Here is a 24,176-nt window from a genome sequence, read left to right on the forward strand (position 1 = left end):
GGGGGCCGCGAACACGCAGCGCCGCAGGCGCTGCCAAAAGACACAGCGAACACGCAGCGCCGCAGGCGCTGCCAAAAGACACAGCGAACACGCAGCGCCGCAGGCGCTGCCAAAAGACACAGCGAACACGCAGCGCCGCAGGCGCTGCCAAAAGACACAGCGAACACGCAACGCCGCAGGCGTTGCCGAACAAACACAGCCGCTGCAGTAGGTTTTGCTCCGTGGGTAAGAGCAAGCGCAATAGTCCTAAGCCCGGGGGCAACCGGGCGCAGCGTCTCGCCGAGCGGCGGGCGGTGCTGGAGCAGTCGGGACAGGGTGTCGCGCGCCCGTTCGAGGGGCTGGCCGCGGAGTGCGATCTAGTCGCGCTACGTGAGTTCGTACCGTCGGCGACCGCGACGCTGAAGCTGTCGCCCGATATCGCGGCGGAGCGGTCGGTGGTGCTGGCCACGGTGCTGCCCGGTGCGGTCGCCGCGTTGGTGCGTGCGGGGGATCAGCCGACCGGCTACGTCGGCACGCAGGTCCAGTTCCAGGGTGCGGATCCGGCTGCCGATCTTGCGGCCGCCATTCTGTGGACGCAGTCGGCGGAGCCGGGCGAATCGCTTTCTGCTGCGCAGAGCGTGGCCGGCGGGCCGCGGTTGGCCGATGTGATCGATCCCGGCGCCGATCTCGAGCTCACCGTGCACCAGGACTTCGACTGGTGGGTGCCCGAAGGCGTGCAGCCCGATCCGCAGGTTGCCGCGACCATCGAGCAGGCCAAGCAGGCGATCATGCCGTCGGCGCGGTTGGATCTGGGCGCCGATTCGATCGGCGCCGCATGGTGGGTCGACGCGGGCGAGAAGGCGCATGTGCGCTGGGTTCGGCCGGAAGACGAAGATGCGCTGATGCTCGCGCTGGCCAGGCTGCATGCCGCGGGCGGGCTGCACCTGGGCGAGGGCTCGCGTTTCGCGGGGTCGTTCCGTACGCACGGACTGCTGGTGCCGGTGTTCGACCTCGATCCCGAGCTGCACGCCACCGAATGGACCAAGCCGGCTATCGAGTTCGGTGCGCGGTTGTCGGAGGCGCTGGCGAAGGATGCGCCGCTTTCGGCCGATGAACGTCGCTCGCGGGATGGTCTGCGGTCGCGTCAGATCACCTTGCGGTAAACCGAAAAAATCTCAGAGAATTTTGTGAAATACCCTCCTTTCTAATCAGCTCTCGGTTAGGTTCTCTTCATCACCGAAAGATGGTGGTGGTGAGGACAACCTCACCGATCTGATGAGGAAGACAGGGAACACATCATGGACGCGATCCTCTTGCTGCTCAAGACGCTGCTCAGCTCGCTGAGTGCTTCGTAAAGCATCTCTCAGAATGTTGATGGCGGGGTTATCGGCGCCGCCCTCGATATACCAGCGACAGGCCCAGCTCGTCGTGACGAGCTGGGCCTGATTGCATGGAGAATACTTTCGACTAGACGGTGCCGCCCGCAGCGGAAGGAGCGCCGGATGTATCGCTTGGGCCGCTCATTTCCCGCGCGATGAAATCTTCGAGATCGAACAGGTTCGCCCCGGCGCGATCGGCAATGGTGAGCAGTGTCGTCATGTTGGCGACCTCCTCGACCTGTTCCTTGAGGAACCACTGCATGAACTGTTCGCCGAGGTAGTCGCCCTCTTCGCGGGCGGTGCTCGCCAATTGGATGATCTGGTCGGTGACGGCCTTCTCCTGGGCGAGTGCCAACGCAATGGGTTCGCGGACACCCTCGAAATGGGATTTCGCGCTGTCGATACCCGACAGTTCGATGCTGATATCCCGATCGAGGAAGTACTGCACGATCATCATCGCGTGATTGCGCTCTTCGACTGCCTGCGCATAGAAGCGCTTGGCCAGCTGCGGCAGGTCTGCATTGTCGAACCACACCGCGATAGCGATGTATTGATGCTCGGCATTGAATTCATGCCGGATCTGGTCGTGAAGCAGTCCGTGGAATTTGCTGCGTGGGGACTCCGGATGGCTGGACATGGAAGCGACATTAGCGCTGGTCAGTGCGCGTGTCATCCAAGTGCAACCTTATTGAGGCTAGTGTTGCCTAATTAATTCTTTGCGGCGCCTGCCATTTTCGGCGCTGTGACATCGGCGCGCGGTGTGGTCCGCAGTTCGCGTGAGATGAAATCCTCGACGTCGAACAGATCGCCTGCGGCACGGTCGACGACTGTCAACAAGGTGGTCATCCCCGCGACGTCCGCCACCTGTTCCTTGAGGAACCATTGGATGAACCGCTCACCGAGGTAGTCACCGGACGTGCGGGCCGCACCGGCGAGCGCGGTGATCTGCGCTGCGGTGGTTCGCTCCGACTCCAGCAGATGAGCGATCGCGGCACGGGGCGACTCGAAGGTGGACTGCACCTCGTTCAAACCCTCGACCCGGACATCCAGGTCCCGATCGAGCAGATACTGCACCATGCGCAGCGCATGTGCACGGTTCTCACCGGACTTGCCGTAGCAGTATTCGGCCAACTGCGGCAGGCGATTCGAATCGAGATACACCGCGGCGGCAAGGTATTGCTGGGCGGCGGTGAAGCCATGACGGATCTGTGTGCGCAGCAGGTCGGGGAACGGCTCGGCGACGTCGGTGTCTGGCATGTCTCGACGCTACCTCGTCAGCAGGTCGTCCGGTACGGGTTGGTCCTTGGCCAGCGCATCGAAAAACCTGCCTGCCTTGTTCTTGTCCCACAGCAGCACGTTTCCGCTGTCTGTGTCGCTGAAGCCGCCGACCGGGACGGTGGTCGCCACCGTGGCGCCGCGCAGTGCCCAGCCCAGCTGCCCCAGGTTCCAGATGTGATCGCCGTTGTCGACCTTCAAGGACTTGGCGGTGTCGCTGGCGAGTGGCCACAGCTTGAACGGGTTAGCCAGGGTGGCGGTGCTGGTCGCCTTCTTCAACAGCGCCGCCATGAACAGCCGCTGGTTGTTCATTCGGTCGAGATCGGCGAGCGCGGTCGCGCGGCTGCGCACGAAGCCGAGGGCCTCCGGGCCGGTGAGTCGCTGACAGCCCGCGGGCAGGTCGATGCCTGCGAGCGGGTCGTCGATGGGCTGTGGCACGCAGACGTCGATGCCGCCGAGGGTGTCGACGACGCCTGCGAAGCCGCCGAAGCCGATCTGCGCGTAGTGGTCGATCCGCAGACCGGTCGCGATCTCGACGGTCTGCACCAGCAGTTGCGGGCCACCGAACGCGAAGGCGGCATTGAGCTTGTCTTTGCCGTAGCCGGGGATGCCGACATAGGAATCGCGCGGCAGGCTGACCACTGTGGTCGGACCCGATTTCGGGACGTGCACCAACATGATGGTGTCGGTGCGTTCCGGTCCGACCTCGCCGCCGGTGGCCAGCTCCCGCTCCTGTTCGGGCGACAGGCCCGCGCGACCGTCGGAACCGACGAGCAGCCAGTTGGTGCCAGGTGTGTCGCCTACCCGATCGGTGTAGTTCGCCAGCGCGTCGATCCGGTTCAGCGAATTGTCCAGCTTGATGACCGCGCCGATCGCGGCGAGCACGAGCACCACGAGCAGCACGAGAGACCATCGGAACAGATGCAGCTTGCGGCGGCGCCGCGGAGGTTGGGGTTCGCGATCCCGCCGCGATGGCGGCGCGGCGGGCGGCGGCGGGGGCGGTGTCCGGTATTGGCGGGGCCGCTGGGACTGTTGTGGCGCGGGCTCGTGATAGGGGACCGGTTGTTGTGTCGGCTGGTGCGTCGGTGCCGGTCGAGGTTTCTCCATGGGCGGTGGCGGTGTGCGCCGGGCTCCCTGGTCGGGCGGGACCTGAGAGTAAGCCCGGGGTGGTGCGTAGTTCGGCGGTCCGTCGCGGTGCATCTTTCGCGTGGGCTCGACGGGGGCTTGCCCCGGCCGGTGCGATCCCGGGGTGTATGGCTCGGCCCGGTGCGGTCCGGGGGCGTGTGGCTCGGCCCGGTGTGGACTGGGCGGGTGTGGCTCGGCTCGGCGCGGTCCGGGGGCGTGTGGCTCGGCTCGGCGCGGTCCGGCGGCGTGTGGCTCGGCCCGGTGTGGACTAGGCGGGTGTGGCTCGGCCCGGTGCGGGCCAGGAGGGTACGGCTCGGCCCGCTGCGAACGTGGAGTCGGCGGTTCACCGGGTCTACCAGGCGGGACCCGGCGCGTCCGTGCGTTGTGCTGGGGGTCGTCGCCATTCATCACTAGGCACTCTACTGATCGGGGGTCGCGCGGGGTGGTTTCGCGGCGGCCGGACGTCGGGTGGGTACAGGGTCGGCGCAGTCGGTCCGTTCGAGTGCTCGTGCGTGAGTGTGTGTTCGAGCGCTTCATGGTCGCCGGTGCCCAGCGTCGATGGTGAGCGACGGACGAATCCGGCGCTCCTAGTGAATTCGCGAATAGACCGAAGTTGGTTACGGCAGCCAGGAGACGTGCCCGCGCAAGATCGTGTAGCCGATGTAGGCCACCGCGTCGATTGTGGCGTGCGCCAGAATCAGCGGCCACAGGCGATTGGTGCGCTGCCAGAAGCGGCCGAAGATCACGCCCATCACCAGATTCCCGATGCCGCCGCCCAAGCCTTGATACAGGTGGTAGCTGCCGCGCAGCAGCGCCGAGGCCAGCAGCGACGAGTTCTCCGACCAGCCGAGTTTGCGCAGCCTGGTGATCAGATACGCGACCACCAGGATCTCCTCGGCCGCCGCGTTCGCGCAGGCGGAAAGGATGAGGGCCGACAGCCGCCACCAGTGGTCGCCGAGCGAGCTCGGCACGATGGTGACGCTGACGCCGAGCGCGTGCGCGGTCAGATACAGGCCGAGTCCGGGCAGCCCGATGATGGCCGCGAGTGCGAGCCCGGGCAGTACGTCCGAACGCCACCGCAGCCGCGCGAGTCCGATCACTCGCGGTCCGATCCCGCTGCGCCACAACAGGTATAGGCCCAGTGCCGCCCACCCGGCCAGCCGTAACACCCCGAGCAGCTGAAACAGCAGATCGATCGTCGACTGGGTCGCGCGCGACGGATTCAGCGCGACAGTCCGACCGCCGACCCCACCGGGTGAGAGCGCGCTCTCGATCAGCGACAGCGCGGCGTTGAGCCCGCTCAGCCCGAAGGTGACGGCCAGAACGACCGCGATCTCGAGCCGCACGGCGAATCGCTCCCGATCCGCCGGCTCGGGCCTGTCCCAGGTGGGAACCGATTCAGCAGCGCACATGCGCACGAATCTATTGCCAACGCAGAGTGCGCGGCACCGGCGGACTTCAGATGCGCCGCAACCCGTTCAGGAAGGGGCAGCCCGCGAGCGTGCGGACGGCGCGGCTCAGGGATTCGATGTCTTCGGCAGGGGTGTTGAAGGGCAAGCGGAAGTCGTGGTCGCCGTCGGTGCCTTCGATGCGCAGGGTGAGGCCATATCGGTCGATGGCGAGCGGGTGCACCGAGCCGCGCTGCAGGCGGGGCGGCAGGTGGCGGGCGAGTTGGGCGACGACATCCGCGTGGTCGGCGTCCATGTGCTGCAGCCATGCGGACTCGAGCGCGCAGAACGGGTCGGGCTCGGCGTGGCGGAGTTCGTCGACGCAGACGGATTCGGCGCCGGTCGAGTCGGCCAGCACCGCAGAGTTGATCACCACCCGCAGCAGGGTCGCGGTGTATCCGACATCCAGCAGTCCGGGATGCGGATGGTCCTTGGCCACCTCGGAGGCCAGCGCACGTTGCGCCTGATTGGGCACGGCGCGCACCCAGCCGCGCAGCCATACCAGTGCCCGCACCGGCTCCCGCAATGTCAGCGGCGAGTGATCGGTGAGCTCCAATACCGCCGCAGCGCCGGCAGTGCCGGAATTCGCGGCGAGCACGGTGGCCATGGACGCGGTCGGCACCGCGATCACCACATCACCGCACTCCCGTAGGTGATGTACCGAGACCGAGGTCGGATCGATGCCCGGCATCGCGAGTACCGCCTGCTCCGCATGCGCGCACGCGTTGCGAACCCGCTCGGCGGTGGATGGTGCGACGGTCGGGTTCGGCATGCAGACCTCCAGTACTCGGTGTTGCCCGGCTTCGCTTGCGTTAGCTTAGGTAAACCTAAGCTAAGTCACGCGCGGTCGTTCCGCAAGCGTTCGCCGCGGCCGGATCCTGAGATTTCCGTGCCACCGGCCATGGCTACGGTGAGGAGATGGCGGATGGATCGGGAGAACCGGTGTTGGTTTCGTTGACGGCGCCCGCGCGACGCAGCCTGGTCGCGGGTCTGGTGCGTGCCACCGGATCCGGACCGGGAGATACGACGGCGCGCATCGTCGATGTGGATGTCGCGGATGCGGAGATCGCCGATTTTCTTGCGGAGGTCGCACACGCGGATACCGGGTTCATCGCCCATACCGCCCACGGCGATCGGGCCCTGGCAATCGTTGCGGCAACCGCCGCTGCCCTGTGCGGCGAGGACATTCGCGCCGCCCTCGGCACCCCGAACATCGCCTTCCTGACCGCACTGAAACCACCGGCGATCGAGGCCGTTCGCAGCGTGCTGCTCGCCATCGAAACCGACACGCCAGACGAGGTGGCTCATTCCCTCGCGCCGCTCGCCGTCGCCGATTCGCCCAGGTGACAATAGATTTCGCGAGCGCGAGGGTAATTCGCGAACAGTGCGGCGATGAGCCCGACGGCAGATTCGCGCCGGTGTGGCGGTAGCGCTCCTACCATCGGCGACGGACGCCGCACGGCAGGGGAGTGTCAGGTGAACAGAACTTCCCAGTGCGCCGAATTTTTCCAGCACACCGGCAACCGCAAGTACTGTCGTAATCGTGCCGCGAATCGCGTACTTCGGTCCGTCCGGAACCTTCACCGAGATGGCCCTTGCCAAGCTCGAATCCTCGGAGGCCTTCGACGGGCCGGTCGAGCGGGTCGCCGCGCCGAGCCAAGGGGCCGCGCTGGACCTCATTCGGTCCGGTGACGTCGACGGTGCGGTTGTGCCGATCGAGAGCTCCGTCGAAGGATCCATCTCGGCGACCTTGGATTCGCTCGCGATCGGCCCGCGACTGCAGATCGTCGCCGAGACCGAGCTGGAAGTGACCTTCACAATTCTCGCCAGATCGGGCACCCGGCTCGCCGATGTGCGGACACTGGCCGCCTATCCGGTTGCTGCGGCGCAGGTGCGCATGTGGGTCTCGCGCAACCTGCCGAACGCGCAGCCGTACACCTCGGCATCGAACGCTGCCGCCGCCGAGGACGTGGCTGCCGGTCATGCCGACGCCGCGGTCTCCACCGCACTGGCGGGTGAGCGCCTCGGGCTGATGGCAGTGGCTTCGGGCGTGGCCGACCATGAACACGCGATCACCCGGTTCGTCCTGGTCACCAAGCCTCGCGTGGCGCCGCGCGCGACCGGCACGGATCGCACGTCGATCGTGCTGGAACTGTCCAACGAGCCGGGTTCGCTGATGCGCGCGTTTGCCGAATTCGCCACTCGCGGTATCGATCTGACCAGAATCGAATCACGCCCCACCCGGACGGGCCTCGGCACCTATCGCTTCTATCTCGACTGCGTCGGGCACATCGATGACGCGGCGGTGGCGGAGGCGCTCAAGGCGCTGCACCGCACCGCGCGGATCAGGTTCCTCGGTTCGTGGGCCGCGACATCGGCGACGGGGACCCCGCCGCCGTCGGATGAGGCGGCCGCAGAATGGCTGACCCAGCTACGAAAGGGGGTGGCGGATCTATGAGCGGAAAGCTGATTCTGGTCCGGCACGGTGAGACCGAAGGCAATGTCGCCAAGATCCTCGACACCAAAGTCCCTGGCCTGCCACTCACCGAACGTGGTGCGGCGCAAGCGAAGACGTTCGGTTCGAGTCTGCTGATGGAGCCGCGTGCGGTGTTCTGTTCGACGGCGCTGCGCGCCAGACAGACCGCGGGCTACATCGAGGCGGCGACCGGCGTGCCCGCCGAAGTGCTCGACGGCGTGCACGAGGTGCAGGTCGGCGACCTGGAGGGCTTGGCAACCCAGGAGGCGCACGAGACCTTCCAACGGGTGTACCGGGCCTGGCACGAAGGTGATCTCACGCAGCGAGTGCCCGGTGGCGAGTCCGGGTACGACGTGCTCGCCCGCTTTCTGCCGGTAATCGAGACGCTCCGGACGACCTACCTGGCGTCCGACGCCGCCGACGGCGACGTGCTGCTGGTCAATCACGGCGCCGCCATGCGACTGGTCTCACGGACCCTCAGCGGGGTAGCGCCACCGTTCACCACCAACAACCATCTCGACAACACCGAGACCATCGAATTGGTGCCCCGTGCCGTCGGTGGCTGGGAATGCCTCCGCTGGGGCCGTTTCACACCGCCGTTCGGCTACGAGGTGGCACCGACCGCCGACGACCCGATGGGTTAGCCGCCTCAGGTCAATGCCCGGTTGCTCGGGAAGTCCTCGCGTTCGGGCAACGCACTGATCAAATCCTGCAGTGCGGTCCGCAACCGCCCCGTGGTTCCGCTGCTCAGCGACGTCCACTTGGTGCCGTCGTCGGAAACGCTTGCAGTGGCGATGAATCGACCGCCCCGGGTGTCGAACACGGCGATGTGGTTCTCGGCGTAGTCCTTGGTGCCGTCGCCGTAGATCACGCCCACGATCTCGGTGTGCGAATGGATCTCCACCATCGCCGAGGCGATGGCCTGCGCGTCAGTGGCGGGATGTCCCACCCTGGCGAGCCGGGCGGCAGTCGCCTTGGCGTCGCCGGTGTCGTCGAAGATCGGGACGAGCTGTTCGGTCTCGGCGCGCATGCCCGTCAGCTCGAGCGGCTCGGCAGGCCCGAGCGCGGTGATCACCGGTCCGGCCAGGTCGTCCTCGACCTGGTCGATGACATAGGAGTGCGGCCCGCGAAGGGCGACGGCAACGAAGTCGTCGCCCTTCGCCAGGCACATGCGACTCGCATTGCCTTCCACGAACAGCCGTATCGCGACCACCCAGTGGGGTCGGTACAGCGCCCGCAGCCGGTCTTCGAGCTCGTGGTGAACCGAGTCACCGATCAGGAGTTCCCGATCAGTGAGCGACTGAGCAGCCACGGCCATCGCCGCATCGTGATCGGTCACGTTGTCGTAGCGTCCCATCGCCTGGAGCACGATGGGCAGCTCGTCGATCTCCAGCTTCTCCATGAGAAACTGCATCTCGTCGAGCGACAACACAACCGCCGCGAGCATCGACCCGCCGTGGCCCGCACCCAGCACCGTCACTTAGCCGTCCCGGCGGTGTCCGCGCCGATGACGCCGTCGGCCATGTAGCGACCGTCGTTGAAGTGATCGGTGCGCAGGTAGTCGGCCGACTTGTGCTCGGTCTCGTCGTCTTCGCTGTCTTGCACCCGGTTGCCGAGCAACGGGCTGCCCGAGGGCGCCGCCGGACGAACCGGCGCGGCATCGAAACGCACGTTGACGGACTCGGCGACCGCGGCCGTGGCAGGCATGCCGACCGCGGCGCCCGCACCCCAGCCTTCGGGAAGCTTGAGCGATGCGTTGGGGTTCGCGCCCGGGGCGGATGCCGCCGAGCGGGTTGCCGCAGCAGCCGCGGAGACCGCGGTGCCGACGCCCATCATCGACATCGGCGCAGCGGCCATACCGCCCATCGACGGCGTCGCGCTGGTGACGGCCGAGATCGCATTGGCGCCGAGGGTGCCGACCGTGCTGACACCCGAGCTCGCCACCGAGCCGATGACATTCGCTGCCTGTGTCGCGGCGCTCGCCACGGCCGGGTTGTTCACGAACCCGACTGCCGCGGCGATCGCGGACGACACCGGATCACCCTGGAACGCGGCCTCGGCCGAGCTCGGGTCCGCGGTTCCGGCGCCGTTGGCGATCGCCGGCGGCGGCACGAACTCGCCGGGGGTCGCCACTGTCGCGGTGGTGGCCGCTTCGTAGGTCTCCATGGTCAGCGCGGCGCGCAGATCCAAGGCGGCCTTGGCTGCCTCCGCGATCTCGGAGCTGCCGTTCAGGACGCCGCCGGTGGAGGCGGCCGCGACCCGGGCGCTGTCGACGGCCGCGATCTCCGGGATGCTCGGCATCGCTATCGACGCGACGGTGTACGCGGTCGCGTTCGCGACGGCCTTTGCGCCCAAGGTGGCCGCCATGACGCTCTGCTGCTCGGCCCATCCGGTGAAGCCGGCGAGCCTGCTGAGCGCGGCGACACCGTTGACACCCTGCATGCCGATGCCCAACTCGGCCATCACCCGGACGGCGGTCGTGGTGGCGTCGATCCACGCGCCGGTCAGCCCGCCCCACGCGGCGGCGGCCGCCGAGATCGGGACGCCGTGTGCGCCCGCGTTGAGCGCGATGGAGTTTCCTTCTGCCAGGCGGGGCATCCAGAACACCCCGGTCATACCTGCGGTCATGCTTGTTTCTCCCCTTTTTCCGTAATCAGAGCTGTCCGCGGGCCTACTGGCCGAGGGTCATCTCGGTGGCCTTGATCACGCTCGCGCGGAGGATGTCCTCACCGACGTGCGTGGCGAGCTGCATGCGCAGCGTGGCGGCAGCGTGATGCAGCTCGAGGACTGCCTGGGCAACCGCCTGGTCGTGGGTCACTGCGCCGCGGTTGAAGTGATTGGCTGCCAGCAGCGACACCTCGTCGACCCCCGACGGGAGGACATGGGTCGCCGCGGCGCTCACTACGTGCGCGGCGGCCAGCCGGTCGGCAACCAGATCCAGCTCTAGTGCTGCGGCCAGGACGGCTTCGGGTGTGATGTCTACACCAAACATGACTCGACTCCTTCTAGTGGCGGCTACTGGGCGGAACCACGAGAATTCCCCCTACGAGTGATAGGACGCGACAGCCAGGCAATCGGTTCCATCGAATCCCCAATTTTCTTTCGTGCCTTGACAGCTGCGCTCCGGTCCCACAGCTGCGTAAAAGACTAGCCCCATCCCAACTGATGCAACCGGTCTTCGTCAATCCCGAAATAGTGTGCAATCTCATGGATCACAGTGATCGCCACTTCTTCGACGACTTGTCTCTCATCGTCGCAGATTTCGAGGATCGCGTCGCGGTAGATCGTGACAGTGTCGGGCAGCGCTCCGCCGTATTGGCTATCGCGTTCGGTGAGTGCGATCCCGTGATAGAGACCGAGCAGCCGCGAGTCTTCCGAATTGCGAGCCTCGATAAGCACGACCACATTATCGATGGCACTGGCCAGCTCCGGCGGAATGAGATCGAGCGCATCGCCGACCAGTTCTTCGAACCGGTCCTCGGACATGGTGACCGACATCGGACGGGCGGCCTGCCTAACGCGGCTGCGGCGGCAGCGGCGCCGCACCCGGCAGCGGCGCAGGCGTCCGGCGGCCCGAGTTCGGCGGTGGCACCGGCGCCTGGCCGTTGATCAAGATCTCGCCCTTCGCCGAGCCGGTGATCGGGGCGAAGCCTTCCCGGTCGGTGCCTTTGCCGATCATGCAATCCAGCTTGCGACTGCCGGCCAGCCAGCTGCGGGCATCGACATAGTCGAAGAACAGCGTCAGCGTCTTGTTGCGCACCTGGTCGGGCGACCCCAGATAGTCGGTAGCGGAGCGGGCGCACTCCTCCTCGACGAACCGGTCCTGCTCCTCCTTGGCGGGCGGCCCACCGGGGAACCGAGCTGCGAGGTCGATGGTGGACACGATCTCGACGGCGTGTGCCTGCCTGCAGTCCACCGGATCGGTCGGCAGGTTCTGGTTGATGCCGAGGCAGATCCCCGCCTCGAACACCTTCGACTGATCGTGTTCAGCGGCGCTGCCCGTCGACGGCAGTGGGGTGCCGGTACTTCCGGAGAACTGCAACCCGCAGCGCAGCGTCCGATCACCGTGTTTCCACCCGTCGGGGCTCGGGTACATCAGCCCGACGACATAGCGTCCGCGCGGATCGAAGTGCCCGCTCATGTACTGCTGCACTGCGGGGACGCAATGCTCTTCCTTGAGCTCGGTCAGTCGCAGCGAGTCCGGGAACCGCGAGCCGGCGCCGAATTCTTTGCCCGGGTACTTGCTCATGTCGATGTCGGCGGCGACCTCGAACAGATGCCTGTTCGAGCACGCCACCTTCACCAGGTCGCCGCGGTCCGGCTTGGTCCAGCTGAGGCAGTCGCCTCTGGCTGCGGTGCCGAACTCCTTGTCCAGCACGGTGTCGACCGGCGACCCGGGAGTGTGCGCCTCCAGCCCCGTTTCGTTGTCGAACCCGGTCACGAACAGCGTGACCATGGCCGCGATGACGGCGCCCGCCGCGACGGCGAGCAGCCCCCAGCGCAGGGTCGGCGCGGACAGGTGCAGGTTGCTACCCGTGAGCAACGGGCGGGCGTCATCCAGCGACCGTGGAAACGAGCCGAGACGCGACGGCTTGGCGCCCGAGGGATGCTCGGTCGCCCGCGGGGGCTGAGGCACATCATCGGAGGACATCGCGATCCATCATGGCAGCGTCTGATCCCCGGTGCTACGACCTGGTCGATCAGGCGCAGGCGTTGGCTTGCCGACAGCGCCGTAGCGGCGTGATCTCAGCCGCGAAACGCGGACAGGAACACTCCCGGCAGTCGCGCCGGGTTGCCGCTCGCGTAGAACTCCGTCAGTTTGCGCCCGGTCGCCGCGGCGGTGGCATTCGTGACGAACCAGGGCGGCTTCGGAGACAGCGCGAGTTCACCGTGCATCAGTGACCGCGGCGCCGGCCGGAACGGCCCGCTCACCACCGTCCGTTCCACATCGTCGAGCAGGAAAGCGTTGTGCACCACGCCGATTCCGCTCTGCACGTCGTCGATGGTGTGGCCGGGGTAGGCGCCCCACGCGGCCCGTGGCGCGAGGAAGGCCAGCCCGGTCCAGGCGTTGACCGCGATCGCGCCGTAGCGCAGCCGTTCGATCGCGCGGTCGAAGGCGACGCCGAGCCGTTTGATGGTGCTCGGGTGCGCGATCACATTGGCGCCGAGCGTTCCGGTGAGTTCGGTGTTCGCGAAATCGACTGCGTGCTGCAGGAATTCGCCGCCGCCGTAGGGCAGTTCGACCACGCCCAGCACCGGTGAGAAGTACTCGGTGCGCAGCAGCGGGGTCTCGGTCTGCGGCAGATTCTCGACCAGCACCCGACTCTGGCCCGGCCCGAGCCGGTCCGCGTCGGGGTACGCCGCAACTGCGTCTGCTACCCGGTTGTCGCTGCCCGGGTAGTAGGCCGGACGCTGCGGCGCCTTGTCGATCGCGGCGCGCAGCTCGGCGAGGAATTTCTCCTTCTGCGGCCAGTTTGCGCTCAGCACTACGGCTTGGGTGGCGACGCAGTTGTAGCCGCCGTTGTGCAGCCGCTGGGTCGCGACGTGCTCGGCCTGGAAACGCAGATCGGCGTCGCTCCATTCGCCTGGCACGACGATGGTCGGCGAGACGCCGCCGAGTTCACTGGTGATCGGCTTGTCCAGCAGCGGGCGCTTGTCGGATTTGCGTTCCTGTCCCTCCGGTCCGGGCCCCCAGACGATCGCGTCATGGGTGTGCGCGCTGCCGGTCATGTGCACATGCGCCACGTCGGGATGGTGCACCAGATACCCGCCCGCGTCCGCCCCGCCGGTCAAAATCCGCAGCACGCCGAGCTCGATGAGCGGCGCGAAGATCATCTCGAGGACCGTGAACAGCGGATCGGTGATCGGGTTCAGTTTCAGCGCGACCACCCGGTTGTGCGCGTAGAGCTCGTACAACGCGTCCAGCGGCGGAATCGAGGTGATGTTGCCTGCGCCGAGTATCGCGCCGATGCCCGCGGTCGCCGTCGGGTCGAGCTGAGCGAGCCCGGCGCGTCGGCGCGCGGTGCCGGCGTCGACCCCGGGCCGCAGCCACACCTCGCCCCGGAAGCCGCTGAGCAGCAGACGGTCGTAGACATCCAGCGGCAGGATCGGCACCGCGACCCGATCTCCTGGCGCCGCGGTCAGCGCAACCCCGTCGAGCGGACTGCGCCCCTGCTCCAGCGCCGTCAGCGTGGCCGACAGCGCGGCTGTGGCCTGCAGCAGCGTCATCGGACCCGACATCCATTCCTCACCGACCAGCGGTGAGTCCTCGTCGAGCCCCTTCCAGGTGCGAGCGGCACGCACCCAGTCGGCGGCGAAGCGTCCGGTTCGGGTGTGGATTTCGTCGAGGAGTTCGCGACGACGGCGCAGCGAAGTCTGGGCCCACGCCTTCTCGCCCGCGGTCAGATCGGACAGTGCGCTATCGATTTCTGTTTCGTCGAAAGTTGTGCCCACAAACCAACTATGCGCGCGAACAGGGCCCGATGGCCCACATCCTGGGATATCGGCGTGAAACAGCAATACGGCGCCTACTAGGCGGCTGCCTCGCCTTCGCTCGGCCCGGCGCGGGCTGCGGTCGGACTACGTCCGGCTGCGCCTATTAGGCTGGTCACCCATGATCGACCTCCGATTCCTGCGGGACAACCCTGACGCGGTCCGCGCCTCGCAGCGCGCCCGCGGCGAAGACCCCGCCCTCGTCGACGCCCTGCTCGAAGCGGACGCGGCGCGCCGTGCGGCGGTGGCCACCGCCGACAACCTGCGTGCCGAGCACAAGGCCATGGGCAAGCTGGTCGGCAAGGCGAGCCCGGAGGAACGGTCCGCGCTGCTCGCGCAGGCGCAGGAGATGTCGGTGAAGGTCAAGGAGGCCGAGGTGGCGCAGCACGCCGCCGACGCCGACCTGGACGCCGCGCAGCGCACCCTGTCGAACGTCGTGCAGGAGGGGGCGCCCGCGGGCGGCGAGGACGACTACATCGTCCTGGAGACCATCGGCACGCCAACGGAATTCGATTTCGAGCCGAAGGACCATCTGGAACTCGGCGAGTCGCTCGGGCTGATCGACATGGAGCGCGGCGCGAAGGTCTCGGGCGCGCGCTTCTACTTCCTCACCGGATACGGCGCGCTGTTGCAAATGGGGCTGCTGCAGCTGGCCGCGCAACGAGCGGTCGCCAACGGTTTCACCATGATGATTCCGCCCGTGCTCGTCCGGCCGGAGATCATGGCGGGTACCGGGTTCCTCGGCCAGCACTCGGCAGAGGTCTACCACCTCGCCGACGATGATCTGTATCTGGTCGGCACCTCGGAGGTGCCGCTCGCCGGCTACCACTCGGGCGAGATCCTCGATCTGAGCGACGGTCCGAAGCGGTATGCGGGTTGGTCGTCGTGCTTCCGTCGGGAGGCGGGCAGCTACGGCAAGGACACCCGCGGCATCATCCGGGTGCACCAGTTCGACAAGGTCGAGATGTTCGTCTACACCACGCCGGAGCAGGCCGACGCCGAGCATCGGCGGCTGCTGGCGTGGGAGCAGGACATGCTGGCCGCTGTCGAGGTCCCTTATCGAATCATCGATGTCGCGGCAGGCGATCTCGGCAGCTCGGCGGCGCGCAAATTTGATTGCGAGGCGTGGGTGCCCACCCAGCAGGCCTACCGTGAGCTCACTTCGACCTCGAACTGCACCACCTTCCAGGCGCGCAGGCTGTCGGTGCGATACCGGGACGAAAACGGAAAGCCGCAGATCGCAGCCACTTTGAATGGCACACTGGCGACCACGCGCTGGATCGTGGCGATTCTGGAGAACAACCAGCAGGCCGACGGTTCGGTGCGGGTGCCCGCAGCGCTGGTTCCGTTCGTCGGAACCGACGTATTGCGACCGACCAGATAACCCGGCTCACATTGCCTACAGGTTGTAGCCGCTGGTTCGCCATGCCGGATTCACGGGATGTGGCAACCAGTGCGAATCGTTACCTCTAGGCTATTGCCCGTGCGAGGAATCGGGGCGCGCGGCGATACCCGAACCCGGGTGCGGGCGGCATCGGCGCTGGCGACAGCTATGGTCATGGCTCGGACCACCGGGGCGTTCTACGTCATGGGTGGTGTGCTTGGCCTGATTATTACTGCCATCGCACCGGGGGAAGAGGGTAATCGACCGCTGGTCGGTACAGCTGCGGCGGTTGCGCTGACGCTGGGACTCACGCTGCTCGCGTGGGGGCCGCGTCTGCCGCATTCCATTCATCACGGGTACGTCGCCATCGCGACGGTCCTGGTGACCGTCGCGGTGCATTCGTTCCCGAACACGGTCGGCGCGATCGGCCTCGCCTCGTTCTATGTCTTCGTCGCCTGTGATGCGGCGTTGTTCTTCGCCTGGTCGCAGGCGCTTGCGCATATCGCGTTCGCCATGGTGTTGTGCCTCTGGGTGCTGCCCGCGCGGCCCGTTGTCCCCGGCTTGCCCTGGTGGTCCGGGTTGATTCCGGCAGGCGTGACCTTCGGTGTGGGTGTCGTCGTCGGCGTCCTGACCAGGATGGCCTCCGAAGCCGATATCGATGTGCTCACCGGTTTGCTGAATCGGCGTGGCTTCGACCGCGCGCTGAACACCGCGATCGAGCACGCCACCCGCAGCGGGCAGGGCGTAGCGCTGGTGCTCGTCGACCTCGACCGCTTCCAGAAGATCAACGATCACCTCGGCCATCGCGCCGGTGACGCGGTACTACAGCGTGTTGCCGATACCTGGTCCAAGCTGCTCGCTCCCGATCAGCGGCTGGCCCGCTACGGCGGCGACGCTTTCGCATTGCTGTTGCCGAATACCACTGAGCAGGCCGCGATCCTGCTGACCGAGCAGTTGCGGGCCGCGGTGACCACCGGGTGTTCCGCGGGGGTCACGTCATGGCAGCCGGGGGAGTCGGGTTCGCTGCTGGTCAGCCGCGCCGACGTCGGCCTGTACCGGGCCAAGCAGGCCGGTCGCAACCGCACGGTACTCGAGTCCTCGCGGCAGCTGCCGCTGGCCGTGGAGCTGCGCGAGGCGATCGATCGCGGCGCGTTGGACGTGCACTACCAGCCGATCGTCAGCCTGACCGAGGGCGGCGGCAAGGCGGTCGGTGTGGAGGCGCTGCTGCGCTGGTCGTCGAGCGCGCAGCCCGATGTCACCACCGAGGGTCTGATCCGGGTCGCCGAAGAATACGACCTCATCTCCGACCTCGACGAGCTGGTGTTGCGCAGGGCCTGCGCGGACGCCGCGCGGCTACAAGAGACCTTCGCCCAGCTCGATCTGACGTTGAATGTGAACGTCAGTGGCCTGGAACTCGCCGAGACCGGCTACGCCGATCGGGTTGCGAACATTCTCGCGAGCACCGGCTGGCCCGCCGACCAGCTGGTGCTCGAGGTCACCGAGAGCGAACTCGCCGCCGAATCCCAGACGGCCATCGGCAATCTGCACATCCTGCGGGAGCGGGGCGTGCGCATCGCCATCGACGATTTCGGCACCGGCTACTCCTCGCTGAGCCGGCTCGCCACCCTGCCCAGCGACATCCTCAAGGTCGACCAGTCCTTCGTCGCCGCGATCCGCTCGGATTCCCCGGCCCCGCCGCTGCTCGGCGTCATCGCCGCCCTGAGTAGCGCGTTGGACCTACAGGTGATCGCCGAGGGCGTGGAAACCGAATACCAGGCCGCGGTCCTGACCGAGCTCGGATTCGCCCTCGCACAGGGCTACCACTACAGCGATTCACATCCTGTCGCCGACCTGATCAGCGACCTCAACGAGCACAACGGCCGAGTAGGCCCCGGCGCGTCGGACCGTGAGATCGGCGACGGCGACATGCACGCTGCCAACGGTTGGCTGCCGCTCGGGTGAGCCGCGTTCGACGTCCTTGCCGCTAGCTGCCGCGTCGAAGAGCTTGGGAGTGGGCCGTATCGGTGCGCGAAGTCTCGTGCGGCCGGGCTCCTTCTGCGCCGTGGAAATCACTTGACGGGCTGCGGCGTGGAAATCACTTGACGGGCTGCGGCGGGGGCGACCAAGCTGAGCATCATGCGGTTGCTCTTCTACGGCTGTTGAGCCGATAGGTCGCTACGCGCCCGGTTGACGGGTCGCGCCGACAAACTCGGCCTTCGTGCGCTCACGGTTCGGGCGGTGCTCTTCAAGGGCATCGGTGACCTCATTCCGCTGTATGCGCTGTACGCGTTGCTGTTCGCTGATCATGGGTTGAACACCGGGCAGATCTCCTCGCTGTTCGCGATCTGGTCGACCACCGCGTTCCTGCTCGAGGTGCCCTCCGGCGCCTGGGCGGACACAGTGTCGCGGCGAGCTCTGCTGGTGCTCAGCGGCGTGCTGCTGACCGCGGGATTCGCGGCATGGACCCTGGTTCCCACCTATCTCGGCTTCGCGGCAGGTTTCGTCCTGTGGGGCGTTTCCGGCGCATTGCAGTCCGGAACCTTCGAGGCACTGCTCTATGACGAGCTCGCCGCACAAGGCGAGCGCGCGGCCTACCCGCGCATCCTCGGCTACGCGCGAGCCGCCTCGGAAGCCGCGATAGTGATCGCCATCCTCGCCGCGACACCGCTGTACATCTGGGGCGGATACGCCCTGCTCGGCTGGTCCAGCGTCGTCATCGCCGCAGCCCACACCCTCCTCGGTCTATCGCTCCCGAGCGCACCGAAGGCGGTGTCCGCCGCAGCTGTCGAGGACCTGGAAGACGATGCCGCCGAAGCCGGTCCGCCCCGATCGCCGCAGCAACGCCGCTCAGCGCCTGGCGTCGATAGCTCGACCACACCGGTAGCGGTGTGCACGACGGACGCCGACGGCCCGGAACATGATGCCGCTGCGAATGATTCAGCACAATCGCCGGCCTCCGGCCCCTTGTTCACCAGTGCTGAAGTTCCGACCACAACGGACGGATCGACGACCACCACTGTCGGGATTCGGCCTGCCGAATCAGTCCAGCCCGCAGGAGTATCCAATGATCGCGCCGCGTCTGATGGTCGCGCCGCGCTGTCCGACAGTCGTGCCGCGCTGTCTGATGGTCCTGTTGTGGTGTCTGACGGTCGTGCCGCGCTGTCTGATGGTCGCGCCGCGCTGTCCGACAGTCGTGCCGCGCTGTCTGATGGTCGCGCCGCGCTGTCCGACAGTCGTGCCGCGCTGTCTGATGGTCCTGTTGTGGTGTCTGACGGTCGCGTCGCACTGTCCGACGGTCGCGCCGCGCTGTCCGATGGTCCTGCTGTGGTGGTGGACGTCGCTGAATGTAGCGGCGCACCGGATCGTCCCGCAGCGCTGTCGACGAGCCAGTCGGCCGCCCATCGCGGTCGCTCGACAGTTTCGTGTGATGCGAAGCTGGTCGACCAGGCCGCGCCCGGCTCAGCTGTGTCGGGGCCGTTCGCCGGGTATCTGACCATGCTGCGCACCGGAGTCGGTGAGGCGATTCGGGTGCGGGCCGTGCGAAACGGCGTGCTGTTGGGGGCGCTGTTGTCCGGGATCACGGCGTTCGACGAGTACTTTGCGCTGCTCGCGGAGTCGGTCGGCGTTTCGACTGCCGTGGTGCCGTTGCTGGTCGGAGTGACGGTGCTCGGCTCATTGATCGGTTCGATATCGGCCGGGCGCACCGAGGCGATGGCGGCGCGGACGATGGCCGTTGCGGTCGGGGTGGGCGGTGTGCTGTTTGCCGGTGGCGCACTGATCGCCGGACTGGCGATCCGTTGGCCCAGCGCCGTGTATGTGCTTGCCGGCATTGGCTTTACCGCAATCGGCGTCTCCTACGGCATCCTCTACAACGCGAGCATCGTGGCAGGAGCGCGGCTACAGGATGCCATCGAAGGACCCGCCCGCGCGACGGTCACTTCCGTGTGCGGCCTTGCCTCGGAGGTGGTCGCGCTCGCGGTATTCGGCTTCGCCGCTGCCGCAACCGCCTGGCTGTCGATGCCCGCGACGGTCGCGCTGCTCGGCGCCACAATCCTGCCGATCGCGCTGGTCACCCCTTCTTGGCTACCCCGCCGCCGAGCGAGTGCCGACTGACCGGGCGAGTGGCAAGTGGTGGACCCGCTCGGCGTGGTCAGTCGAGCGGGCTGCCGATGAGATGGCTTGCGGTGAGCAGGAATTGGTCGGTGGCACGGTCGATGAGGGTTCGGCGGGTGATGGGGAGGGTGCCTGCCAGCCAGCTGTTGGTGGTTTCCCAGAGACCGCCGAGGAGGTGGGTTGCGGCGAATTCGGCGTGTTCGCCAGCGTTTTCGACGACGTCTGCGCCGACTTCTTCGGCGCATACGGCCAGCATGATGCCTGCGAACGAGCGCATCACCTCGGCCCTGCGCATCAGCAGGGCCGGGTTCAGCTGAGCCTCGACGGTGGCGATGCGTGCCTTGCGTGGATCATCGGCGATGAGGTCGACAGCGGCGGCGATGGCGGCTCTGGTCTTCGCGCGGATATCGGCGCCGGTTGTCATGAACGCGGTGACGACGGCCTGGCCGATCTCGTCGACGATTCGATCGAACAGTTCGCTGAATACGGAATCGAGGTCGGTGAAGCTCTCGTAGTAGTAGCGCTCCGACAGCTTGGCCTTGGTGCACAGGCCGGTGACGGTCAGCTTGGCAAAACCCGAGGTCCCGATGATTTCCAGTGCCGCATCCAGCAGCGCGGCGCGGCGGCGCGCCCGGCGCTGTTCGATCGGCACGCCGCCGTAGGACCGCGAGGTGGTAGTCATCGGAGACCATTCTGGCATAGATCCTTGCCAGATTTTCAATTCTGTGAGACGTTCTTGTCAGAAGGTGCCCGATGCGTGCACCGACGCGAACCTCGAACCGATGGGTGAAGTGCAATGACGCATGACAACCAGCTGCTACCCACGCCGCCGCTGTTCACCGAGTTTCCCTTCCGGCAGGCTGTTCCGGTCCTCGCGCCGGGCGATCTGCGCTGCACCGCCGCCCAGCGCGATTCGTTCCGCCGCTTCGCGCAGGTAGGCGATCCGCTGGCCGACGACGTGGTGGCGATGATCCAGCGCCTGCCGGTCGGCGAGGGCCGTCGGATGTTCGAGATCGCCGTCGAGCAGGGCATCGACGCGGTGCCGGACGCGCCGCAAGAGTTGCGGGCACTCTTCGAACAGGTCGAGGCGGACCCGTACTGGCTCGATCGCGGCAAGATCGATCGCGGTGCCCGCGTCGTCGGCCGCACCAGCGTCTGGGGCGGCATAGCCATGGGGATGTTCGCCCTGATGGGCGGCTATCTCGCCTCCCGTGCGGACAAAACGCTCGTCGGCACCGGCGACTTGAACGCGATGGCGCCGCGCCGACTCGCCGAAACCACACAGTGGTGGCTGGATGTCACCACTCCCGGTGGGCTGCAACACAATCGGGTCGGATACCAGAGCGTGCTGCGGGTGCGCCTGATGCACGCGCTGGTGCGCGCGGGCATGAATCGACGGCCCGACTGGGATTACGCCGCATGGGATCAGCCGGTGAACCAAGTGCTCACCGTCGGCACCCTCGGCCTGTTCTCCATGGCGAATCTGGTTGGCGCGCAGGCGCTCGGACTGCGATTCTCCGCCAAGGAAAAGGACGCGGTCTTCCACCTGTGGCGCTACGCCGGCTTCCTGCTCGGCATCGACGCCGAGATCCTGCCGACCTGTGAAACCGACACCTGGCGCGCCTTCTGGATCCTCGCCGACACCGAATTCATCCCCGACGGGGACTCCCGTCTCTTGGCCCAGGCCCTCGTCACCGCCGCAGGCGGCCTGTTCGTCGGCAACGACACCGCTCCGCAGCGCCTGGTCCGCAAGGCGGTCACCGGCTACATGGTCGCCTACAGCCGAATCATCCTCGGCCCGACCAACTCCGACTTCCTCGGCCTACCGAACAACAAACTTTTCCAGAGCGCGGTCATGGCTACCGCCGTCGTCAACGGCGTCCTGGAAATCCCCCGCCAACTCCTCCCCGGCGCCACCCGATTCCACGAAGAACTGGGCGCCCGCATCCGTACCCGCCTGGTCCGCGGCTCCATCGCCCGCAACGGCGGCGACCGCACTTATGCCCGCCACGACACCTTCGCCACCCACCGCACGGCACTACGCGCGGGGTAGCTCGAGCGAGCGCTGGTTAGGGTTGCGCCCCAGGCACTTTGGGTAATGGCGTTAGTGAAGTGGTGGCCGCCAATGCGGTGGCGGCCACCACTTCACTCACGTCAACCCGAGCAGGGTGCACGGCTTTCGGAGTGTGGACTGGCTGTGGGTGGGTTGCGAGGCGGCGGCGTAGTCGGGATGCGGACGGGGCGCGGTACGGTGCGGGGGTGACCGGGCGGAGGCAGGCGGGGCTGGTCTTCGGCTTCTGTATCGGGGTCGGGGTGGCGGTGCAGGGGCGGGTCAATGGTGCGCTCGGGGCGCGGTTGCACGACGGAATCGCGGCCGCGTGCATCAGTTTCGGCCTCGGGCTGGTGCTGCTCGGTGTTGCGTTCGTTGTCAGTCGCCGCCTGCGTGGCGGGCTCGCGCGGGTGCGGGTAGCGCTGGAATCCGGTGAGCTGCGCCCGTGGCAGTTGCTCGGCGGGCTGTGCGGTGCATTCTTCGTCGCGTGTCAGGGGCTTACGGTCGCCGCGATCGGTGTCACCGCGTTCACGGTGGCTGTGGTGGCAGGTCAGCTGGTGAGCAGTCTGGTGGTGGATCGTCTCGGTGTGGCTCCCAGTGGCCGCACCCCGGTCACCGCATTGCGTCTCGGCGGCGCTGCCCTTGCGATGGTCGCGGTGGTCCTGGCCGCGGCCGGTCGCTCAGGTACCGCGGTCGGTTCTTCGGCCGTCCCGGAGTGGCTGCGTGACGGCCCGGTCACGTTGCTGGTCGTCCTGCCTGCGTTGGCAGGCATCGGGCTGGCCTGGCAGCAGGCGGTCAACGGTCGAGTCGGCGCGGTCGGCGGTCCCTTCGCCGCCACTCTCGTGAACTTCGGTATCGGCACCGCTGCCCTGCTCGCCATCGAAGCGCTCATTCTCGCCCGCACCGGGTGGCCCACCGAATTCCCCAGCGAGCCTTGGCTCTATGTGGGCGGCGTCATCGGTGTCGCGTTCATTGCCCTTGCGGCTCTCACCGTCCGCTGGATCGGGGTCCTGCTCCTCGGTCTGACGTCGGTGGCAGGTCAACTCCTCGCCTCGGTCCTCTTGGACATCGCGATTCCCACCGGTGCCGGACTGTCGGTCATGACTGTCATCGGCTGCGCCCTCACCCTCGCGGCGGTTGTTGTTGCCGCCCGCTCCCGAAGCTGAACGCCACTGCTCAGCTGAAGCGTCAGCGGGTCCTCCGGGCGGTGCACTTGATCGACCCGCCGAGCGGACACGATGGACACCTGTCGAGGCCGCCGGTTTCAACCTGTGGCCACGACCACCGGAAACTGTTCTGTGTTTCATGTTTTATGGGCATGACCGATGTGGAATGGTGCGGTCATGCTGATCGAATACGGGGTGTGGGTTTCGCGGCTGGCGGTGAGTGCGGTGTTCGGTCTGTCGGCGGTGGGGAAGCTGATGGACCGGGCCGCGATGCGGAAGTCGGCGGCCGAGTTCGGGGTACCGATCCAATGGGCGCCCGTGGTGGCGTGGGGGCTACCGATGTTGGAGGCGGTGATCGCGGTGGCGGTGCTGCCGCCGTGGACGGCGGTGGCGGCGGCGGTGCTTGCCACGCTGGTGCTCGCGGTGTTCACGGGCGCCGTCCTTCGACTGCTGGTGCGGGGAAGACGACCTGCCTGTTCGTGTTTCGGTTCGTTGAGCGACGCACCGATCGGCGCCCGGACCGTAGCCCGCAATGGGGTGCTGATGGCGCTCGCGGTGCTGGTCGGCTGGGGTTCGTTCGCGTATCCGCAGGTGCCGGGCGGGCTGCCCGCCGACAATGCGGTCGGGCTGGGAGTTGTCGCGGTGCTCGCCACGCTACTGGTCTGGATGTTCGGCGAGGTCCGCGGCTTGCAACGGCGGGTAGACGAGCAGGCGCTCTCGACCCTCGGCGCCGAGGGGCTGCCGGTGGGCGCCGTTGCGCCCGAGTTCGAACTGTTCGACGTCGATGACGGCCGCACGACTCTGGAATCGCTACTGGTCCATGGGCGCCGAGTGTTACTGGTGTTCGTGCATCCCAGTTGTGAGCTGTGCGCAGCACTGGCTCGGGAGCTGCCGCGGTGGCACTCGCGCACCGCCGAGGCGCTGACCATCGTGGTTGTCGGCAACGGCGACGCCGCCGAGCAGGCCGAATGGGCGCAGGAGCAGGGGCTCGACGGCATCGCCGCGCTGGTGCAACGGGGTAACGAAGCCGCTTTGCGCTACCGCGTCCGCGGCACGCCTTCGGCAGTACTGATCGATGCCGAAGGCCATATCGGCGCGCCGGTCGCCAGGGGTGCGATGGCGGTCCGGGAGCTGATCATGTCATCGAAGAAGGTTGTACGGCAGTGATGGGGAGCCGCCAGCGCGCTGGCGGTCCAGTCGATCCCTGTGTATCGATCCGATCCGCTGCTTGTTCGAGGAAGTACGGACCGGCTTTCTACTTCCATTGTCCTGCAACAAATTTTATGAGC

The 24,176-nt window shown here is 67.1% G+C and carries 22 protein-coding genes; 10 read left to right on the forward strand and 12 right to left on the reverse strand.

Annotated elements, in window-relative coordinates; translation table 11 throughout:
* Positions 1 to 221 precede the first annotated feature (221 nt).
* The gene (locus OHA42_RS05520) at positions 222 to 1,142 is read left to right on the forward strand and encodes a DUF5926 family protein (RefSeq protein ID WP_406235104.1); all 921 of its coding nucleotides are present in this window, start codon (positions 222 to 224) and stop codon (positions 1,140 to 1,142) included.
* A gap of 304 nt (positions 1,143 to 1,446) precedes the next feature.
* On the opposite strand, the gene OHA42_RS05525 is transcribed toward OHA42_RS05520, so the two are convergent.
* The 5 genes from OHA42_RS05525 to OHA42_RS05545 all read right to left on the reverse strand — a co-directional run bounded on the left by OHA42_RS05525 (position 1,447) and on the right by OHA42_RS05545 (position 5,978).
* Positions 1,447 to 1,995 carry a ferritin gene (locus tag OHA42_RS05525; RefSeq protein ID WP_406239105.1) on the reverse strand — a complete coding sequence of 183 codons (549 nt, stop codon included), beginning with the start codon at positions 1,993 to 1,995 and terminating at the stop codon, positions 1,447 to 1,449.
* 71 nt (positions 1,996 to 2,066) lie between these two features.
* Positions 2,067 to 2,615, reverse strand: coding sequence for a ferritin (locus tag OHA42_RS05530; protein WP_406235105.1), 549 nt, complete (start codon positions 2,613 to 2,615; stop codon positions 2,067 to 2,069).
* A gap of 9 nt (positions 2,616 to 2,624) precedes the next feature.
* Positions 2,625 to 3,833: an LCP family protein gene (locus OHA42_RS05535; protein ID WP_406235107.1), complete on the reverse strand. Its 1,209-nt coding sequence runs from the start codon at positions 3,831 to 3,833 to the stop codon at positions 2,625 to 2,627.
* Positions 3,834 to 4,375: 542 nt separating this feature from the next.
* Positions 4,376 to 5,170, reverse strand: a complete 795-nt coding sequence (locus tag OHA42_RS05540) for a CPBP family intramembrane glutamic endopeptidase (RefSeq protein WP_406235109.1) — start codon at positions 5,168 to 5,170, stop codon at positions 4,376 to 4,378.
* 46 nt (positions 5,171 to 5,216) lie between these two features.
* Positions 5,217 to 5,978, reverse strand: coding sequence for a DUF2470 domain-containing protein (locus OHA42_RS05545; RefSeq protein WP_406235111.1), 762 nt, complete (start codon positions 5,976 to 5,978; stop codon positions 5,217 to 5,219).
* Positions 5,979 to 6,124: 146 nt separating this feature from the next.
* On the opposite strand from OHA42_RS05545, the gene OHA42_RS05550 reads away from it, so the two are divergent.
* From OHA42_RS05550 to OHA42_RS05560, 3 genes are all read left to right on the forward strand, one after another.
* Positions 6,125 to 6,553 (forward strand): hypothetical protein, encoded by a 429-nt coding sequence (locus OHA42_RS05550; RefSeq protein WP_406235113.1) that lies wholly within the window; start codon positions 6,125 to 6,127, stop codon positions 6,551 to 6,553.
* Between the two features lie 196 nt (positions 6,554 to 6,749).
* Positions 6,750 to 7,664, forward strand: coding sequence for a prephenate dehydratase (gene pheA, locus OHA42_RS05555; protein WP_406235115.1), 915 nt, complete (start codon positions 6,750 to 6,752; stop codon positions 7,662 to 7,664).
* Complete coding sequence (locus OHA42_RS05560) at positions 7,661 to 8,326, forward strand: histidine phosphatase family protein (protein WP_406235116.1); 666 nt, start codon at positions 7,661 to 7,663, stop codon at positions 8,324 to 8,326. The genes pheA and OHA42_RS05560 overlap by 4 nt, the downstream gene beginning before the upstream one ends.
* Before the next feature lie 5 nt (positions 8,327 to 8,331).
* On the opposite strand, the gene OHA42_RS05565 is transcribed toward OHA42_RS05560, so the two are convergent.
* The 6 genes from OHA42_RS05565 to OHA42_RS05590 all read right to left on the reverse strand — a co-directional run bounded on the left by OHA42_RS05565 (position 8,332) and on the right by OHA42_RS05590 (position 14,135).
* Positions 8,332 to 9,162, reverse strand: coding sequence for an ESX secretion-associated protein EspG (locus OHA42_RS05565; RefSeq protein ID WP_406235117.1), 831 nt, complete (start codon positions 9,160 to 9,162; stop codon positions 8,332 to 8,334).
* Positions 9,159 to 10,310 carry a PPE domain-containing protein gene (locus OHA42_RS05570; RefSeq protein WP_406235118.1) on the reverse strand — a complete coding sequence of 384 codons (1,152 nt, stop codon included), beginning with the start codon at positions 10,308 to 10,310 and terminating at the stop codon, positions 9,159 to 9,161. Before OHA42_RS05570 ends, OHA42_RS05565 begins: the two co-directional genes overlap by 4 nt.
* A 43-nt stretch (positions 10,311 to 10,353) precedes the next feature.
* Positions 10,354 to 10,674, reverse strand: a complete 321-nt coding sequence (locus tag OHA42_RS05575; RefSeq protein ID WP_406235120.1) for a PE family protein — start codon at positions 10,672 to 10,674, stop codon at positions 10,354 to 10,356.
* A 155-nt stretch (positions 10,675 to 10,829) separates the two neighbouring features.
* Positions 10,830 to 11,180 carry a metallopeptidase family protein gene (locus tag OHA42_RS05580; RefSeq protein ID WP_406239107.1) on the reverse strand — a complete coding sequence of 117 codons (351 nt, stop codon included), beginning with the start codon at positions 11,178 to 11,180 and terminating at the stop codon, positions 10,830 to 10,832.
* Between the two features lie 16 nt (positions 11,181 to 11,196).
* Complete coding sequence (locus tag OHA42_RS05585; RefSeq protein WP_406235122.1) at positions 11,197 to 12,333, reverse strand: septum formation family protein; 1,137 nt, start codon at positions 12,331 to 12,333, stop codon at positions 11,197 to 11,199.
* Positions 12,334 to 12,428: 95 nt separating this feature from the next.
* The gene (locus OHA42_RS05590; protein WP_406235124.1) at positions 12,429 to 14,135 is read right to left on the reverse strand and encodes an aldehyde dehydrogenase family protein; all 1,707 of its coding nucleotides are present in this window, start codon (positions 14,133 to 14,135) and stop codon (positions 12,429 to 12,431) included.
* A gap of 160 nt (positions 14,136 to 14,295) precedes the next feature.
* Here OHA42_RS05590 and serS point away from each other — a divergent pair, with 160 nt between their 5' ends.
* The 3 genes from serS to OHA42_RS05605 all read left to right on the forward strand — a co-directional run bounded on the left by serS (position 14,296) and on the right by OHA42_RS05605 (position 19,671).
* The gene (gene serS, locus OHA42_RS05595) at positions 14,296 to 15,558 is read left to right on the forward strand and encodes a serine--tRNA ligase (protein WP_406235126.1); all 1,263 of its coding nucleotides are present in this window, start codon (positions 14,296 to 14,298) and stop codon (positions 15,556 to 15,558) included.
* A gap of 99 nt (positions 15,559 to 15,657) precedes the next feature.
* On the forward strand, positions 15,658 to 17,520 hold the full coding sequence (locus OHA42_RS05600) for a putative bifunctional diguanylate cyclase/phosphodiesterase (RefSeq protein WP_406235128.1): 1,863 nt from the start codon (positions 15,658 to 15,660) through the stop codon (positions 17,518 to 17,520).
* Positions 17,521 to 17,796: 276 nt separating this feature from the next.
* Positions 17,797 to 19,671, forward strand: a complete 1,875-nt coding sequence (locus OHA42_RS05605) for an MFS transporter (protein ID WP_406235130.1) — start codon at positions 17,797 to 17,799, stop codon at positions 19,669 to 19,671.
* A gap of 37 nt (positions 19,672 to 19,708) precedes the next feature.
* On the opposite strand, the gene OHA42_RS05610 is transcribed toward OHA42_RS05605, so the two are convergent.
* Positions 19,709 to 20,353 carry a TetR/AcrR family transcriptional regulator gene (locus tag OHA42_RS05610; protein WP_406235132.1) on the reverse strand — a complete coding sequence of 215 codons (645 nt, stop codon included), beginning with the start codon at positions 20,351 to 20,353 and terminating at the stop codon, positions 19,709 to 19,711.
* 114 nt (positions 20,354 to 20,467) lie between these two features.
* Between OHA42_RS05610 and OHA42_RS05615 the strand changes: the two genes are divergently transcribed.
* From OHA42_RS05615 to OHA42_RS05625, 3 genes are all read left to right on the forward strand, one after another.
* A complete protein-coding gene (locus OHA42_RS05615; protein ID WP_406235134.1) occupies positions 20,468 to 21,724 on the forward strand; it encodes an oxygenase MpaB family protein in 1,257 nt (418 codons plus the stop codon).
* 206 nt (positions 21,725 to 21,930) lie between these two features.
* Complete coding sequence (locus OHA42_RS05620; protein WP_406235136.1) at positions 21,931 to 22,887, forward strand: DMT family transporter; 957 nt, start codon at positions 21,931 to 21,933, stop codon at positions 22,885 to 22,887.
* A 177-nt stretch (positions 22,888 to 23,064) separates the two neighbouring features.
* Complete coding sequence (locus OHA42_RS05625) at positions 23,065 to 24,054, forward strand: peroxiredoxin family protein (RefSeq protein WP_406235137.1); 990 nt, start codon at positions 23,065 to 23,067, stop codon at positions 24,052 to 24,054.
* The last annotated feature ends 122 nt before the right edge of the window (positions 24,055 to 24,176 follow it).

Source organism: Nocardia sp. NBC_01009 (assembly GCF_045208035.1).
GTDB lineage: Bacteria > Actinomycetota > Actinomycetes > Mycobacteriales > Mycobacteriaceae > Nocardia.